14 protein-coding genes and 1 tRNA gene are annotated in these 18,013 nt (G+C 42.3%); 13 read left to right on the top strand and 2 right to left on the bottom strand.

Features of this window, described 5'->3' with window-relative positions:
• Positions 1–1,075, bottom strand: a 1,075-nt coding sequence (locus tag NJ959_RS11820) for a PIN/TRAM domain-containing protein (RefSeq protein ID WP_254011955.1), incomplete at its 3' end; no start/stop codon positions are given.
• A gap of 246 nt (positions 1,076–1,321) precedes the next feature.
• Here NJ959_RS11820 and hemW point away from each other — a divergent pair.
• The 13 genes from hemW (at position 1,322) to NJ959_RS11890 (ending at position 17,671) form a co-directional block, all read left to right on the top strand.
• Positions 1,322–2,554 carry a radical SAM family heme chaperone HemW gene (hemW, locus tag NJ959_RS11825; RefSeq protein WP_254011967.1) on the top strand — a complete coding sequence of 411 codons (1,233 nt, stop codon included), beginning with the start codon at positions 1,322–1,324 and terminating at the stop codon, positions 2,552–2,554.
• Between the two features lie 314 nt (positions 2,555–2,868).
• Positions 2,869–3,210, top strand: a complete 342-nt coding sequence (locus tag NJ959_RS11830) for a hypothetical protein (protein WP_254011956.1) — start codon at positions 2,869–2,871, stop codon at positions 3,208–3,210.
• 394 nt (positions 3,211–3,604) lie between these two features.
• The gene (locus NJ959_RS11835) at positions 3,605–4,624 is read left to right on the top strand and encodes a cyanophycin synthetase (RefSeq protein WP_254011957.1); all 1,020 of its coding nucleotides are present in this window, start codon (positions 3,605–3,607) and stop codon (positions 4,622–4,624) included.
• Between the two features lie 67 nt (positions 4,625–4,691).
• A complete protein-coding gene (locus NJ959_RS11840; RefSeq protein WP_254011958.1) occupies positions 4,692–6,059 on the top strand; it encodes a bifunctional folylpolyglutamate synthase/dihydrofolate synthase in 1,368 nt (455 codons plus the stop codon).
• A gap of 191 nt (positions 6,060–6,250) precedes the next feature.
• On the top strand, positions 6,251–7,363 hold the full coding sequence (locus NJ959_RS11845; RefSeq protein ID WP_254011959.1) for an alkene reductase: 1,113 nt from the start codon (positions 6,251–6,253) through the stop codon (positions 7,361–7,363).
• A 430-nt stretch (positions 7,364–7,793) separates the two neighbouring features.
• Positions 7,794–8,237 carry a DUF29 domain-containing protein gene (locus tag NJ959_RS11850; protein WP_254011960.1) on the top strand — a complete coding sequence of 148 codons (444 nt, stop codon included), beginning with the start codon at positions 7,794–7,796 and terminating at the stop codon, positions 8,235–8,237.
• A gap of 99 nt (positions 8,238–8,336) precedes the next feature.
• A complete protein-coding gene (locus tag NJ959_RS11855; protein WP_254011961.1) occupies positions 8,337–8,654 on the top strand; it encodes a hypothetical protein in 318 nt (105 codons plus the stop codon).
• A gap of 410 nt (positions 8,655–9,064) precedes the next feature.
• The gene (locus NJ959_RS11860) at positions 9,065–10,930 is read left to right on the top strand and encodes an NAD(P)H-quinone oxidoreductase subunit F (protein WP_254011962.1); all 1,866 of its coding nucleotides are present in this window, start codon (positions 9,065–9,067) and stop codon (positions 10,928–10,930) included.
• 159 nt (positions 10,931–11,089) lie between these two features.
• Complete coding sequence (locus tag NJ959_RS11865; protein ID WP_254011963.1) at positions 11,090–11,803, top strand: carbonic anhydrase; 714 nt, start codon at positions 11,090–11,092, stop codon at positions 11,801–11,803.
• 165 nt (positions 11,804–11,968) lie between these two features.
• Entirely contained in the window at positions 11,969–13,528 is a 1,560-nt protein-coding gene (locus NJ959_RS11870) for an NADH-quinone oxidoreductase subunit M (RefSeq protein WP_254011964.1), read from the top strand.
• A gap of 70 nt (positions 13,529–13,598) precedes the next feature.
• The gene (locus NJ959_RS11875; RefSeq protein WP_254011965.1) at positions 13,599–14,915 is read left to right on the top strand and encodes a CO2 hydration protein; all 1,317 of its coding nucleotides are present in this window, start codon (positions 13,599–13,601) and stop codon (positions 14,913–14,915) included.
• 360 nt (positions 14,916–15,275) lie between these two features.
• Positions 15,276–16,739: a sensor histidine kinase gene (locus NJ959_RS11880; protein ID WP_254011966.1), complete on the top strand. Its 1,464-nt coding sequence runs from the start codon at positions 15,276–15,278 to the stop codon at positions 16,737–16,739.
• Positions 16,740–16,825: 86 nt separating this feature from the next.
• The gene (locus tag NJ959_RS11890; protein ID WP_309242608.1) at positions 16,826–17,671 is read left to right on the top strand and encodes a molybdenum cofactor guanylyltransferase; all 846 of its coding nucleotides are present in this window, start codon (positions 16,826–16,828) and stop codon (positions 17,669–17,671) included.
• An 81-nt stretch (positions 17,672–17,752) separates the two neighbouring features.
• Here NJ959_RS11890 and NJ959_RS11895 read toward each other — a convergent pair.
• A tRNA-Thr gene (locus NJ959_RS11895) sits at positions 17,753–17,824 on the bottom strand.
• Positions 17,825–18,013 lie beyond the last annotated feature (189 nt).

Below are 18,013 nucleotides of genomic sequence, written 5' to 3' on the forward strand. Positions count from 1 at the left end.
CCATAACAGAAGCAGCGGGACGGGCAAAAATCATTCTTCCGGCTGAAGTCTGTAAGGCGGATGTGACAATTACCCTTACTTCACTGCCCTGATATTGCCGTCCTTCTTCCACCACAACCATGGTGCCATCTCCCAGATAGCCAATGCCTTGGGTAGGTTCTTTACCTTCCTTAAGTATTTTCAGGTCTAAACCGTCACCTGGCAGGTAAATCGGACGGACTGCCTGAGCGAGGTCATTCACATTCAGGACGGGGACTTTCTGTAAATTAGCGACTTTACTCAGGTTATAGTCATTTGTCAAGAGCATACCGTTGATTTCCTGGGCAAAACGCACTAATTTGGCATCTACGGTGTGAATATCCTCGTAATCTGCTGGGTGAATGACGAGACGCTCCGGGAAAGCTTTTTGCATCTGCTTCAAAATATCCAACCCCCGTCGTCCCCGGGCACGCTTTTGGTCGTTAGCAGCATCTGCTAGCTGCTGTAACTCTTGCAAGACAAACTGAGATACGAGGATTTGACCTTCAATAAAACCAGTCTTGAGCAATTCCTCGATGCGACCATCAATAATGCAGCTCGTATCTAAAATCTTACTAGATGCCGATTTCAGCGTACCTTCTGCCACTAAAATGGATTCCAGGCTATTAGGGTTAATCAGCCGGAGGAAGGTTCGACCATGAGTATCAGCCAGACTAACACCCAAGAAGGCGAACATGATACTCCCTAAAATTCCTGCTATGGGCTTAATAAAGGAAAACTCCGAGGGGAAAGGGAGCAAGAAAATGGGAGCCAGCATTAAATTAGCTAACAGGAGTCCGATGACCAAACCGACGGCTCTAGTTAAAATTACCTCAATGGGTAGTTCGCGCACCCGCGCTTCCAAGCGACGATAGGTGACTTGGACAGTTAACCCAACCCCAAAGCCAATTAGGGCTGCAAAGCCTGCTGTAATCCAGCGCAAAGCCTCGATATTGCTCACCTGCTCCTGTACGGAGTTTGGCAACAACTGAACGCTATCGAAGCCTACGCCTGCGGCTGCTAGGATAAATAGAAGAATAATGACAAAATCAAGCATTGTTTCGCTCCGAATAATAGATTTGGCAATTCCTGAAGGAATTTAGTAGGCAGAAAATGATACTTAGCGATCGTATTCATTATATCTTTTCGAGGATTTTATCTTGCGATCGCTATTAGTATATATTGATTCAATAGCTAAAAAAACTAATTTAATTAACAACTGTTAATCAGAGATTAAGAATTGACTAGATAAGTTAAGGCGGGTAACCAAAAGCAAGTGTTAGATCGTTCAAACCAATCGATTATGTGTGACAAGCCGACTTCCGCCTACGTTCACATTCCCTTCTGCCGCCGTCGGTGCTACTACTGTGATTTTCCCATATCTGTGGTAGGCGATGGCCAAACAGGCAGTAATTCTCATCCGATCGCAGAATATGTGGCAGTATTATGTCGAGAAATCAAGATCGCACCTACTCTCAATAAATCTTTACAAACTGTTTTCTTTGGTGGTGGTACGCCTTCCCTCCTATCGGTGGCACAGCTACAACAGATTATTGATACCTTGGATGAGCATTTTGGTATTGCTGAAGGTGCTGAGATTTCCATGGAAATGGACCCAGGCACATTTACCAAAGAGCAACTTCAAGGATACCGGAATGCGGGGGTAAATCGCATCAGTCTAGGGGTTCAGGCATTTCAGGAACAACTACTAGTCGCTTGTGGGCGATCGCACGACCTTAATGATATATTCGCTGCTGTAGAATTAATTCGCCAAGTGGGGGTTCCCGACTTTAGCTTGGATTTAATTTCGGGATTGCCCCATCAAACTATGGAAGAGTGGCAAGCATCTTTAGTAGCAGCGGTGGAGATTGCCCCGAACCACATATCTTGTTATGACTTAGTGGTAGAACCAGTTACAGCTTTTGGACGGAAGTATAATCCCGGACAAAATCCTTTACCTGCCGATGAGACAACTGCTGACATGTATCGCCTCGCCCAGCAAATCCTCACGAGTGCGGGTTATCAGCATTATGAAGTATCCAACTATGCTTTGCCCGGTCATCAATGTCGTCACAATCGGGTTTATTGGGAAAACCGCCCTTATTACGGATTTGGGATGGGGGCTGCTAGTTATGTGGGGGGGTGTCGGTTCACTCGACCTCGTAGGAAAGATGAATATTATAGCTGGGTAGAGGAATTTATTAAAGCGGGTGGGGTTTTGGCTGGTGGGGAACTTTCTGAAAATGATGTATTGTTAGAAACTTTAATGTTAGGAATGCGCTTGGCTGATGGTTTGAGTTTGGCTGGGTTAACAGAGGAGTTTGGGGAAGAGATTTTAGCGGAAATTTGGGTAACGGTGGAGCCTTATTACCGCAAAGGTTGGGTGGAAGTTATGGGGATAGAGGGTCAAGTTTTGGGAGTGGAATTGGTGGGGGATTTGCCGATGGATGGGTGGTTGAGATTGAACGATCCGGAGGGTTTTTTGTTTTCTAATAGTATTTTGGCTGATTTATTTAGTCGGCTGGGGGAGGGGTGAGGGAGAAATGTGCGTACATTAACACCCGACAGGGATTTTAATCCCTGTCTAATAGCTAAAGTCGGTTGAAACCGACTGGAAGATTATCGCAGTAACCAAGGAGGTTAGGACATCCTTAAACGCCAGAAATATTTAACTGCTTGCTGTGAAAAATTGACTTTTGAATGGGTGACTTTTACTATATTTTTCAATTTTTACCATAATTTTAGTCAGTTTTAACTGACTTTAGCTATATTCTACCGCTGCTACCCGAAAAATCGACTAATCTGAAAACAGATTCATTAAAATCAAACTTCCAGGGCGTAACCCCAACCATGTTTAAACTTATCAACAAAATCAGAAAACCCTTATTCCTTTTCCCTTTTACCCTATTCCTCACCCTCCTCCTTTGTCTCCCTTGGGTGAGTGCCCAAGAAATACCCAAGCCAAAAGCCCAACCTTGGCAAATTGATGGGATAATTGCGGCACTTGATGACAGTTATCCAAAAGTGAAGCAATATGCTTTCTGGAAATTAACAGAATATGAACGGCAAGATTTGAAAGCGATGCTGAAGAAACCAGAGAATATCGCTTTGATAGCTGTTAACTTACTTAGAGATGAAAAGGTTGACTCATTTATTCGTGGCGATGGAGCAATAGCTATAGTAAATAGATGAAAAGGTTAACTCAGATGTTCGCAGCAATGCAGCAAAAGCTATGACAAATATGGGTTCAGTCGCAGCCGAATATATACCCGATATCCTCAACTTCCTCAGATTGGAAACGAGGAGATATTTCCTTACTGGAAACTCACTATAATAACCTGAAGAATGGCGGATATAAGCAAGCGGATACGGTGCTGTCAGCGATGAATAATTTGAAAGTTTTGCGGTAATTTGATAACGGCTTATCAAAAGAGAATAATAACTATGACACTCAAAGACGGAAGGTTGGGAACAGGGGTTATAACAAAAATCTCTAGAAATTGCGATGGATGAATTATATCTGGGTGTGAGTTTGGCGCTCTAAGCGTTATGATGACAATGGTTCAATTTACAGAAAGCCCTGTGTATGAAATACCCTTACACCTCCAAACTTATTGAGTATCTAGCACCAGAAATCAATGCCCGTGTGGAACTTGAGCCTGAGTTTGAGTTTGCTGGAGAAATAATTTTCTCAAATGGCAGGAAGCATTTGTTCAGAAATACCGATCTCAATATTAATTTAGCAGGTGCAGGCGGGATTGCTAAGGATAAAGGATACACAAGTTATCTCCTGACAAAGTACGGATTTAGAGTTCCTCGTGGTCAAACTTTTTTTTCAGAAAGGCTTCTGCCCAATCTCGACATAGATAAACGACGCGATATTGAATCAGCCTGTAAGTATGGGTATGAGATGGGATATCCAGTCATTGTTAAGCCCAATAACCTTAGCCAAGGCGCACTTGTCTGCAAGGTTCATAATGATGACGATCTGCGCTCAGTTGCTGAGATGATCTTTGAAAGAACAAATGTAATGCTGGTTCAGGAATTATGTATTGGAAAAGATTACCGTATTGTAGTTTTGGGAGATGAAATTATTTCAGCATATCAACGTTTGCCCCTCACTGTGACTGGAGATGGTAAATCTACAATTGAATCTCTTATTCTCCAGAAACAATCTAAATTTCCGGATTTAGGTCGTCCTAATGCTGAGATTCGGCCAGAAGATTTTCGGATTTGGGCAAAATTAGAGTATTTGGGCTTAACTAGAGATAGTGTTATATCGAAGGGAGAGAGTCTAATTTTGCTTGATAACGCTAACTTGTCTACAGGGGGAGATGCCATTGATGTAACGGATACTCTACACTATTCTTACGCTGATTTAGCTATCAAAATTGCCAAAACCATGGGCTTGCGGCTGTGTGGAGTTGATATTATGTGTCCAAACGCTGAAGAAACATTATCAGAAAATTACTGGGTAATTGAAGTGAATGGCGCACCAGGACTTGACAACTATGCGGCAATTGGAGACGATCAAACTGAACGTGTAAAAACTCTATATAGAAAAGTCCTGAAGTTTCTGGAACAAAATGCAGCATTTTGCTTCTAGTCTAGATTCCGGTTACAGTTTCCATGGACAGACTAAAGACTAACTATTGAATAATTTTCTGAGGATAATGATTGACAACAGGGAAGAAGTATTACTTACTTATCAAAAGCTAGAAGATGATTTGACAAATCTGATTCCTAAAGTTCGTTTTAACAAAGACATTAATATGAAGTTAGAACGGATTACTCATCTTATGGAAGTTTTGGGAAATCCCCATAATTCCTTTAAGTCAATCCATGTTGGCGGAACTTCAGGCAAAGGCTCTACCTCAATGCTGATTGCCTCAATTCTCACCGCCCAAGGGTATAAAACCGGGCTACATTTATCTCCACATTTACAGATTATTAATGAGAGATACCAGATTAATTGTCAGCCAGTGGCAACAACTAAACTTGCAGAGATATTTGAACGAGTAAAACCAGCTATCGATCGAGTTGCGCGAGACAACCCATTCGGTAAGCCCAGTTACTTTGAAGCGCAAGTAGCTTTGGCATTCTGCTTGTTTGAAGCCCAACAGGTTGACGTGGCAATTATCGAAGTAGGTTTAGGAGGAAGGCTTGATGCAACCAACCTATTGTCCTCACAAGTATCAGTCTTGACAAGCGTAGGTTTAGATCATACAGAAATTCTGGGAGATACTATAGAAGAAATCTCCCAAGATAAAGCTGGCATTATTAAAGACAGTCAAAAGGTAGTATGTGGATTTTCTCAAGAAACTACCCAAGAGATTGTTAAACAACGCTGCCAAGAGAAAAACGCTGGTTTGTGGCAGTTGGGAAAAGATTTTACATTTAGTTTTAACTGTGGTTTATTAACCGTAAACCTTCCAGATAAAGTCTACGATAACTTATCTCTAAAGATGCTGGGAGAGTTTCAGGCATCTAATGGAGCTTGTGCCGTTGCAGCAGCCTATCTATTTTTACAAGGCAAAGTATCTGATATTGCTGTGAAAAAAGGATTAGCCATCGCCTCGATTCCCGGCAGAATGGAAATATTACAAACCCAACCACTTGTAATACTTGATGGCGCTCACAATCCAGATAAAATGGCATCGGCTTCACGGGCAATTAATAATTTATTTGGTGACAAAGAAAAAATTGTGGTTTTTTCTCTGAAAGAGGGGAAAGTCGCTAAAGATATATTGCCTTGTCTTCTGGTTAATACCAAGTCTATAATAGTGACGGCATTTCGGATTAAAGGGCTATGGGAACCCTGTTCACCTGAAGAGTTGGCGGAGATTATTAAGAGTATTAATCCAAACCTGCCATCCTCGATCATTCATAACCCAATAGACGCTGTTAAGTACGCTGTGTCTAGTGCCAAGCTAAATGATTTGGTATGGATAACTGGATCTCTATATCTTGCTGGAGACATCCGCGAGTATTGGCATCCCGCATCCGCATTAATCATGGCAGCAGAAGCGGAGGCAATATAACCCACATATCGAAGTAAAAGATGCTGCAACTCAAGAAGTGGTAACGGCAGTTGATGGTATCATTTCATCGTTGTCTTTTCCCGATCTGGCGATCGAGGTGCAGCGATTATTTAGCTAGATAGGCTCAAACTTCTTCTATTTTCAAGTTATGCTGAGAGCGATCGCACTTCTAATTTATCCAAATTCCTCCCATGAATACTCAAACAACATCTCCAAGCCTTCTAAAACCCTTTAAACTGGGAGATTTACTCTTAAAAAACCGGGTAGTGATGGCTCCGATGACGCGAGCTAGAGCAGGTGAAACGCGGATGCCTAATACCCTAATGGCAAAGTATTACGCTCAGAGAGCCGGAGCAGGTTTAATTGTTACAGAGGCTACCGTGATTTCTGCTCAAGCTAACGGCTGGGTGAATACGCCCGGTATTTATTCAGATGAGCAGGGCGAAGCTTGGAAAGAGGTGAAGGCTGCTGTTGGCGAAACACCGATTTTCTTGCAGCTTTGGCACTGCGGGCGAGCCTCCCACAGTAGCTTTTATCCAAATAATCAATTGCCAGTTGCACCCTCTGCGCTCAAAATAAATGGCGACGAAATTCATACCCCCATCGGTAAACAACCTTACGAAACTCCCCGCGCTCTAGAAATAGATGAAATACCGCTAATTGTAGAGGATTATCGCAAGGGAGCAGAAAGGGCAAAAATGGCTGGTTTCGATGGTGTGGAAATTCACGGTGCTAACGGCTATCTAATCGATACATTCCTGCAATCTAAAACTAATCACAGAAGTGATGCCTACGGCGGTGTAGTCGAAAATCGCTATCGTTTTCTTAAGGAAATTGTCGAAGCGATTCTGACAGTTTGGCCAGCCAATCGAGTTGGAGTTCGGCTGTCTCCTAACGGCGTTTTCAATGATATGGGTTCGCCAGATTATCGAGAAACTTTTCTCTATGTTGCTGAACAGTTAAATCCTTACAATTTAGCTTATCTTCACTTGATGGATGGTTTGGGTTTCGGTTTTCACGAATTGGGAGCGCCGATGACACTAGGGGAGTTTCGGGAGGTATTTTCAGGACCGCTGATCGGCAACTGCGGATATACTCAGAAGGATGGTGAAGCTGCGATTTCTAGCGGAGTTTCTGACTTAATTGCTTTTGGTCGTCCATTTATCAGTAATCCCGATTTGGTAGAGCGTTTTGCCCACAATTGGCCACTCAATCCACCTGCTGAAATGTCTGCCTGGTATTCTTTTGGTCCAGAAGGTTACACTGATTTTCCGACATATCAGGAATCTCAAGCTGTTTCTTAAATCTTAGCTGAATTAAGTTGCGATAGCGTAAGCGTTGCTCGGCGTTAGCCTAGCGCTGCTGGAAGCAGATTGCTCTTAATTAGGTCAACCTAATTAAATCCAAAACCCTCTTCTATTAGATTACCGATTTCTTGAAGAAGTCGGTAATCTCGGTATTCTGTTTTTTCAGATGGGCTTACTTAATGATACACAAAATAGCGATCGATTCATCAATAAAAACTACTAACTCTACAGATTATGCAATACGTCTTGTAGGCGGCTAATCGCGAGCGACAATTTTCCACAATCTACATTAGACATCTCCAAAATAGAATCTCAAACCCTTACCCTGTCTAGCTCAAAACCTAATTCCTGGAGATATCTATTAGACATATCCGAAGTAGTGTAAAGATTGCTAATATGGAAAAAGACTTAGCACTTAGGTAAAGCAATGTTGGCCACCTACGATACTGATTTGACAGCATGGGCTAATCGCACTGCTCAACTCCTTCGCGAACAACGATGGGCAGAAGTTGACTGGGATCATTTGATTGAAGAGGTTGAGGATTTGGGCAAAAGTGAACGCAGTGCCATCGGTTCTCAGATGGAACGAATTATGATTCATCTACTAAAGTGGGAATATCAACCCAACCGACAATCTGATAGCTGGTTAGATTCAATTAATGATGGTCGTTCCCAAATTCGCCGTAAGATTGAGGATAGTCCTAGCCTAAAAAACTATCCGGAGCAAATTATTGACAAGGAATATACAAGAGCGCGTCGAGAAGCCGCACGACAAACTGGAATAGATATTGCCACCTTTCCAGTCATCTGTCCCTACTCCATAGCTCAACTCCTCAGCGATTGGCTACCCAAATCATCTAGAATGAAATGAACTAGGTAGATACAGACCCTAATGGATCGAGATGAAATTGCGGGACTAGGCGCTTCACTACGAAAAATCGATCAGAGACTACTCCCAAGCAAGGAGGGCATGACTAAAGTCTGGTATCAGGGGGGAGAGTCTTATTTTGATGTGACTGTGGAATTGCGCGAAGGCAAAATTGAGTGGTTTCAGTTTACATTGCGGGGGAAATCCATTTCTTGGCAACCCCACTTCTCTTCTTTGCAAACTGGCGGGACAAATGAATTGTACCAAGATGACTTGAGTTTCCATCCTGGTAGCAAACTGATTGAGAATAACCAGTACCAGGATAGGGCGTTTATTGAATTAGCCCGCTCGATTCTGGAAACCCGTGCTGGTGAACCGCTTTTTGACGAGATGCTGGAACTATTTGAGGAGCGGAATTGACTGCCAAGGGGGTGTGGGGTGTGGGTAGGAAAGTTTCTATCGCGATTTTCAGTTGCATGAAGTACACACCAGAAACCCTGAAGTACACACCAGAAACCCGGTTTCTTGAAGAAACCGGGTTTCTCTAGTTTATGCTGAGTTACGATAGCTTAATGGTTCCTTCTATTGACTAAAATAAATGGTTACCATTGGTATTCTCAATGGTTTTTTCTAGATAAGCAGTCTTTAATGTCGCGATTGCCGATTTTTTTCGTTTAATCATTTTATTTTTGCCACCTAACCCTTACACTTAAATAGGAAAGATTAAAAAAAACTTAACCCGCTCTGCAAGAGCTACTGTTCTGCGGAGGCGTGCTTTAGTGCTGCTGGTACTGAAGATAGGATTTTTGTACCTAAATGAGGTAATGTTGATGGATCAATTCTTACTACAAATAGCTTGGTTAATTCCTTGCTACCCGCTGATTGGTATAATTTTAGTTATTCCTTGGTCACCAGGAGTGATTCGCCGTACCGGACCTAGACCATCTGGTTATATTAGTACGGTGATGACGCTGCTAGCGTTTTTACATGGGTTAATTGCCCTTAAAGCGACTTGGAATCAACCTGCCCAAGAATTATTCATTCCTTGGCTGCAAGTCGCTGATTTAGATTTGACTATTCCAGTTGAATTATCTTCAATTACGATTACCGCAACTCTGGTAATTACAGGAATAAACTTACTTGCCCAAGTTTACGCCATTGGGTACATGGAGATGGATTGGGGATGGGCGCGATTTTATTCATTGCTGGCATTCTTTGAAGGCGGAATGTGTGCCCTCGCCCTTTCAAATTCCCTATTTTTCAGCTACATGGTTCTGGAGATTCTCACCCTCGGTACTTACCTACTAGTAGGATTTTGGTTTAATCAATCCTTGGTGGTAACAGGTGCTAGAGATGCGTTTCTAACTAAACGGGTGGGAGATTTATTCCTATTAATGGGAGTAATTGCCCTCTATCCTTTATCAAAAACATGGAATTTTACAGAGTTAGCTGAATGGGCAAAAACTGCGGATTTAGATCCAACTGTTGCCACATTATTAGGTTTAGCTTTAATTGCTGGGCCGATGGGTAAATGCGCTCAATTTCCCCTCCATTTGTGGTTAGATGAAGCGATGGAAGGTCCGGTTCCCAGTACAATTTTACGGAATGCTGTAGTTGTGGGGACAGGTGCTTGGGTTTTAATTAAACTCCAACCAATTATTGCCCTTTCACCCTTTGCTGAATCAGCTACAGTCTTAATTGGGACAGTGACAGCGATAGGTGCGGTAATGGTTGCGATCGCACAAATTGATGTCAAACGGACTCTTTCCTATCTTGTCAGTGCCTACATGGGTTTAATCTTTGTGGCTGCCGGAATTGGAGAAAGTCAGGCGGCTTTATTATTACTATTAACCTACGCGGTTGCTATGGGTTTATTAGTAATGAGTATTGGTGTGGTAGTTTGGAATAGTATTACCCAAGATGTGACTCAATTAGGTGGTTTGTGGTCAAAAAGACCAGCTTCTGGATTATCCTATTTAGTTGGTGCTGCTGGATTAGTAGCAATTCCTCCCTTTGGTGGCTTTTGGGCATTAGAGGAATTAGGCGACCATCTTTCTACCACTAAACCCTGGTTATTTTGGGTGTTGTTATTAGTAAATGGACTGGCTAGCTTAAGCTTAATGCGTGTCTTTGGTTTAATCTTTGGTGGCAAAGCTAAACAAATGACTGAACGATGTCCAGAAGTTCATTGGCCTATGGTATTTCCCATGCTAGTTTTAATGGGTTTTACTTTACATGTTCCCATTATGCTATGGCAATGGCATCTATTACCTAATTGGGAAACCATCAATACAACTGTAGCTGGAGGACTGATATTATCGAGTGCGATTGGTTGCGGAATTGGGGCACTAATTTATCTGAATAATAGCTGGAAAAAACCGATAAGCTTTGTGCCAAAACCATTGCAGAACTTATTCGCATACGACTTTTACACCCAACAAATTTACCGCGTCACAATTGTATTTACTGTTGGATTAATTTCCCAAATTATCTACTGGGTAGATCGTTATATTGTGGATGGAGCAGTTAATTTAGTGGGAATTGTCACCGTCTTCAGCGGACAAAGCTTAAAATACAATGTTTCGGGTCAAAGCCAGTTTTATGCCCTGAATATTCTCTTAGGTATTGCTTTGTTTGGGATTCTATTGAGTTGGCCTTTTTTATCTCAGCTTTCACTAATTGTTGGTGGGGGATAAATTGGAGATTGGGGGAAAATAGCTTGACAAGATACCCCGTTTATTCTTGCCTATTACCTGGATGGCAGAATGTAAATTTTGATGTTTGGTTGTGTGTACTTGAGCCAAATAATGTTATAAAATTTGGCTTAATAGTAAATTGAAAGGAAGGAAGATTTGATGAACGCTAAAAATTATATTCCAGATCTCTCAAGACGGAACTTACTTAAGTTTGGTGCAGGGGTAGTAGGGACAGGAGTACTAACAGCAGGATTAGGTTCTCAACTAATTAGTCCTGAAAAAGCTATGGCTGACAATGACGTAAGTCCAGACGAAGCCATAGACATTTTAATGAGAGGTAACGAAAGATTTACCAAAGGAAGATCGATCAACCTCAACCGAGATCTCATACGGTTAGCAACAGTAGCCAAAGGACAAAAACCATTTGCGGCTATCCTCGGCTGCGCCGATTCAAGAGTTCCGGCTGAGATTGTTTTTGATCAAGGATTAGGAGATTTATTCGTATGTAGAGTTGCCGGAAATGTGGCAACTCCCGAAGAAATTGGTAGCCTTGAATTTGGCACATTAGTATTAGGCGCAAAAGTGATTGTAGTCCTGGGGCACGAGCGATGTGGTGCAGTAGATGCGACTATAAAAGGCGCTCAAGTACCCGGTCAAATTGCCAGTTTGCTAGATGCAATTCGACCCTCTATAGCAAGGGCAGATGGTCAATCCGGCGATCAGTTAGAAAACACTGCCAAAGCCAATGTTTTACTCCAAGCGGATCGATTAAAAGAATCTCCGGTACTGTCCAAATTAATTGATGAAGGCAAACTCAAAATAATTGGCGGATACTACGATTTGGATACCGGAAAAGTAACGACTGTTAGTTAATTAACGGTCATTGGTCATTAGTTATTGGTCATTTGTCATCGATGTTGGGTTATTAATCATTGTTTTTTTTGATTAATTAGAAAAAAATTAGTGACTATATCTCTCCATAAATAACAAAGAACAAATGACCAATAACAAAAAACAAACAATCCAAAATAATAAACTATGCTGAGTAGCTTAATTTTACTGCCCTTAATAGGGGCTGGAATAGTAGGATTTTTTCCCGGAAATATAGCAGGAGAAAAACTGCGTGGTGTGGCATTAACGATTACTGCTGGCATCTTACTGGTTACACTATGGCTAGCCGCCCAATTTGACTTAACAAATTCAGGATTCCAGTTTCAAGAATATTTACCCTGGATTCCCCAAATCGGCTTAAGCTATAAACTTGGTACAGATGGCCTATCATTTCCCTTAGTAGCCTTAAGTAGTCTCCTGACTGGCATTATCATCTTCAGCGCCAGGATTAATGTTGAACGACTCAGCCTCAAATATGCACTAATTTTCCTAGTTAATGCGGGCGTTGTTGGTGCATTACTCGCTCAGAATTTACTGCTGTTCATCATATTTTACGAACTGATATTAATTCCACTCTACCTACTCATTGCCATTTGGGGAGGAGAAAAGCGGGAATATGCAGCCATGAAGTTCCTAATTTATACAGCAGTATCTGGGATACTAATTTTGGCAGGATTTTTGGGAATGACATGGCTTTCCCACTCTAATAGTTTCGACTACGATAGGATATCTACTCAAGACTTACCCTTAATCACCCAACTGATTCTCCTCAGCCTTCTAGTAATAGGATTCGGCATTAAAATACCCCTAGTTCCTTTACATACTTGGTTACCCGATGCCTATGTTGAAGCATCACCAGCAGTAGCCATTCTCTTAGGAGGAATGGTAGCAAAATTAGGAACCTATGGCTTAATTAGATTTTGCTTACAACTATTCCCTGAAACCTGGGCACTTGTCGCCCCTGGATTATCAATAATTGGGGTATTCAGCGTCATGTACGGCGCACTAGCTGCAATCTCCCAAAAAGATCTTAAACGGATGGTAGCCTATAGTTCCATCGGTCACATGGGCTATATTGTAGTTGCCGCCGCCGCCCTCACTCCATTAGGACTTTTGGGCGCAGTTTCCCAAATGGTTAGCCATGGTTTAATCCTCGCCATTCTATTTTACTTAGTCGGTATTATCGAAACAAAAGTAGGTACAAGAGATCTCGATATTCTCAACGGATTAATGAATCCTCTGCGCGGATTGCCCCTCACCAGCGCTCTCTTAATTTTAGGAGGAATGGCAAGTTCCGGAATTCCCGGAATGGCAGGTTTTATCGCTGAATTTCTAGTATTCCAAGGCAGTTATTCCGTCTTCCCATGGCAAACATTATTATGTATATTTGCCTCCGGATTAACCGCCGTTTACTTCGTCATTCTTCTCAACCGCACCTGCTTCGGAAAACTAGATAATACCACCGCCTATTATCCCCAAGTAAAATGGAATGAACAAGCCCCCGCTATCCTATTAGCAATTATCATCATCTTCTTAGGAATTCAACCCACCTGGTTAGTCCGATGGACTGAACCTACTACTGATGCTATAGTTGCGATGATTTCCACTAATACTGATCGACAAATCGCCCTCAACTATCAGGAAACAAATGCGTTTGCTAGTGACACAGGCAAGATGCCTGTTCTACGAAAGATGAATTTACAATAATTTAGACAAAACCTAGCATACTTCTAACTCCTTTGCGCCCTCTGCGTTAAAAAAAAACTCACAAAAAACGATGACAACCACCCTCCAAAAAACCAAACTCCCCCCCTCCCAACACGAATTTTCCGAAGTCATCCACCGCCTAGAAGCAGGCGGAGCAATGATACCAGATACCCCAGAAAACCTCATGCAAATTATCGGGATCTGGAAAGCTTATGCTGTCCCCATGGACTTCTACTGGAGGGACTTATTATACATCGGTGAACGAGTATTTTTAGAGCCATTTCCCTTCTTTAAATACTTCTTACCTCAAGAATATTTAGATCTCCACAATCACTACGCAGGCGATGATGCTGATTTAAGAGTTTGGCGCGGCGAAGCCACAGCCCACCCAGAATTATTAGAATTTATGGAGAAGGGTGAAACTGGGAAAATACCTAAGTTACTCCATCATTTGTGGCACGATCGCGTTAATATGGAATTCGCTGAAGCTTGTATGCGGGCAATGCTTTGGCATCGGAATATGTACGCCCCAGTCAACCAATTCGATCCCTATCTAGATTCAGACGAATATAAAGCAAATGCCGATAAAGCTATCAAAGCTTACTTTAAAGGGAACCCCTTAATGTTGGGAATTCACAAACTATTCCCAGAAATGTTTTTAGAACAATGCCGTCAGGCATCTTATTATAGTAATCTGGGCTTATTCTGGGAAGTGATGGCTCCGGTTTTCTTTGAAGTATCGGATTTGTATGATGAGGGTAAAATTACCACTGTACCAGAGGCGATGAACTTTCTCGTAAACGGGATATTTGCAATCGCAGGCCGCCCTATTTACCACCACGCCTATATTCGAGGGGAATGCTATGAAATTATTCCCAAATCAAAAGGATTTACTTGGTTATACGAAGCTGCACTTCCCTACGTTGAAGCTGTTTTCTATCGCACCGCACCTTTCAGAGGAACTAAGTCTTATAATGCCCAAGCAAATGAAGTTCCTAGCGAGCAAAAAGACTTCCACTATGGGGTTTTATATGCAGATAAATTCCCCGTTGGTACTGCTGGAATTCCCCCCACATTATTAATGCAGGATATGCTCCATTTTCTTCCTCCCTATCTGAAAGAATTTTATGCCCAACGTTGTCGGGGTGAGGATGATGTTTTAAATCAAATTGCGGTAACCTTTCAGCGTTCCATGTACTGCGTAACTTCAGCAGTATTTCAAGCTTTGCGGACTGCACTTTTGTATCCTTTAGATGATACCAATCCAAAGCATTTGAAAGCGAATCGGGCATTTTTTGAGGCGCAAATTGACCGTTTCTGTCGTCCAGAATATGGGATGCGGGATGCAGCGCGGTTGAGGAATATTCAGACTGCGGATTATCGGTAAGTAAATTTATCTATCAAACCCCCTAAAAAAAGGGGGTTTATTTAGTCAAGTCATCGTTTTTTGCTTCTATGACTAGCAAGCTATTCTGGGAACGTAATAAATAATCAAGAGTTCCTTTTAACCATTTATTGACTTTGACAGGATACTCAATCCGATTTCTCTGGTGGAACAAACGCTAAAACGCTTGAGTGAAGGAACAAATACCAGTGCGGCTGCTTGGTTTGCGCAACAAATTGTAAATTTAAAATAGCATATCGGTGTAGGTTGGGTTTCACTTTCGTTTAACCTAAAATCTTGCACCATATTTCAATTTAATCCACTGATAGCTGGATTACTCTTATACTTCTATGATTCTGCTTAATGTTCCAAACTACTCGTCGCCGTCTGGCACTTTGGTATACAACCGTAACAGCAATACTCCTATTACTATTTGCCACTACTGTTTATCTCTATGTTCGCAATACCTTAATTGAGCGAGTCGATGATACCCTCAATCATGTAGTAGAAGTAGTAGAAAGATCTCTGATACTTGAAGAAGTAGCAGAATCTTACATTCCCTATCAAGTTAATGTAGAAGCAAGCTTTCATAATAATTCTAAAGCAGTAGAAGACGATCATATTGATTTAGAATGGTTTAGTCCAACTGGCAAATTATTGTGGTCAACTTTATCCACACCACTAGATATTCCTTTAAATCCCAATCAACCTGGAGAAACCATACATCTATCCGCAGATCAACTCTTAAGACAGTTAACAAAACGAGTCGAAACTGGACGCTATGTTCTGGGTTATTTGCGAGTCAGTCATCCTTGGTTTGAGGTAACAAAACCAAGTCAGAAACTCATTTGGGATCTGACTATTGGTATTAGTTTGATGATCGTATCAGTAGCAGGAATTGGTTGGTTTCTTTCTGGATTAGCAATGAAACCAGTACGAGAATCCTATCAGCGTCTTAAACAGTTTACCGCTGACGCATCCCACGAATTAAGAAATCCAATCGCGACAATTCAGACAACAGTACAAGTGGCTCTTGCCGATCCGGATCTGGATCAGCAATGGCAACGTCAGCAACTTAAAGTAGTGGAAAGATTAACCCAGAGACTGGGAAGATTAGTCAACGATCTGCTATTTTTGGCTCGCGTGGATAGCGGAATGGTACAACCAGAGTGGCAAAACATACACCTTGATGATTTGCTGATGGAGGTAATTGAAGAACAACAGTTAATTGCTGACAAAAAGGGTATTTTACTATCTTTATATTTAGTTGAATTGGCAAATTCGAGTAGAGGATTAAAGTCCGATCTTATAGAGTCTTCTCTCCGAGAAACTAACGATATATTTATCGATAGAAAATCAGAGGTTAGCGATTACCCCAAACCAAATTCCCAATCCCAAATCCCAAATCTCAAATTGGATGAAGATATTTTTACCATTCAGGGAGACTGGAATCAGCTTGCTCGTTTATTTACAAATCTGGTCAGTAATGGAGTACAATATACTCCCCCCTCAGATCGAGGATCGGTACAAGTGGAATTGCAACGGATAGATCCTCTTAGTAAAGGTGGAGGAAGACACAAGCAATCCCTCCTACGGGTGGAAGTGCGAGATAATGGCATCGGGATTTCCGAATCTGGATTACCCCATATTTTCGATCGCTTCTATCGAGTAGATCCAGCTAGACCCCATGATACAACAGCAGGTTCGGGTTTAGGTTTAGCGATCGCAAAAGCAATCGTAGAAAATCATCACGGTCAAATTCAGGTGGATAGCATTATCGATAAAGGTACTACGGTTACTGTCATTTTACCGAATTCAGTGATCTAAATCTCATAGAGGATAGAGCCTCATCACTGTGAATGGCGAAATTTTAATGAATATTAATAGAGAAGTGAGTTCACCGGCCCGTTTCTATGCAGTGTCCAATTCTTATCCCCGGCGCTCTCTCTGAGCTATTCGCTCAAGCTACGACTTCCGGGTACATAACCAAAGCTGATCGCTACGGATTGATGGCAGCTTTGTTAGCAGAGCAATTGGACTCCGAACAGAGAAGTGCGATTGACAGGATGCTACATGCTGTACGGCGAGGAAGGCTGAAAATTGCCGATGAACTTTCTGTTGTGGCGACAGAATCGACTAATTCATTATCCGCGATCGTCCTAGCAGGGGGACAGAGTTCCCGGATGGGGCGAGACAAAGCCCTGATTAATATTGATGGAGTACCCATCCTCAAAAAAATTTGTCAGGTTGGGCTTGCCTGTACCAGTAAAGTCTATGTTCTCACCCCCTGGCCAGAACGATATCAGGAAATTTTACCCCGTGATTGCCAAGTGATTCGGGAAGTGACTACCCCCGGAATGACAGAATCCCACGGTCCCCTATTGGGATTTTGCCAAGGATTGATTCATGTTGACACGGATTGGGTACTTCTTTTGGCTTGCGATTTACCCCAACTTCAAGTTCAGGTTTTGCAAGATTGGGCGCTGGAGTTACCAAAGGTTTCCAAAGATGCGATCGCAATCTTACCCCGAAATGCTAAAGGCTGGGAACCCCTCTGCGGTTTTTATCGCCGCAACTCTTTGCCCCTAGCGATTCGATTTATTAATCAGGGAGGGCGCTCCTTTCAGAAGTGGTTGGCAAAGTATCCAGTTGAGGAATTAGCGGTGAGTAACCCCCAAGTTTTGTTTAACTGCAATACCCCTGAAGACTTGAAAAGTCTGGAAAAGTCGAAGGGAAATAAAAATTACAAAAATTACTGAAACTCTTGCCACGGAAGAGTTCCTGTTCACAATTCCTTCTCACTAAGCCGTTACAGAATCAAGGTTATGGTATCTCAGAAAAGCCTCCTATCGGATTTGAACCGATGACCTACGCATTACAAGTGCGTTGCTCTACCACTGAGCCAAGGAGGCACATCACGCCGATGCTTCTGAGCTAAAGCCACTGCTCTACCACCGAGCCACATCAGCCACTTCATTGATTATATCATCCTGGTGAGGTGATAGGCAAGAGGTCAAAAGCAAGAATTGAGAGGTAAGCGGTGAGGAGCAATGGGCAATGGGTAGGATGGACTGCTCCCCTGCTCCCCTGCTCCCCTGCTC

It is taken from the genome of Limnofasciculus baicalensis BBK-W-15 (assembly GCF_024178385.1).
GTDB classification, from domain to species: domain Bacteria; phylum Cyanobacteriota; class Cyanobacteriia; order Cyanobacteriales; family Coleofasciculaceae; genus Limnofasciculus; species Limnofasciculus baicalensis.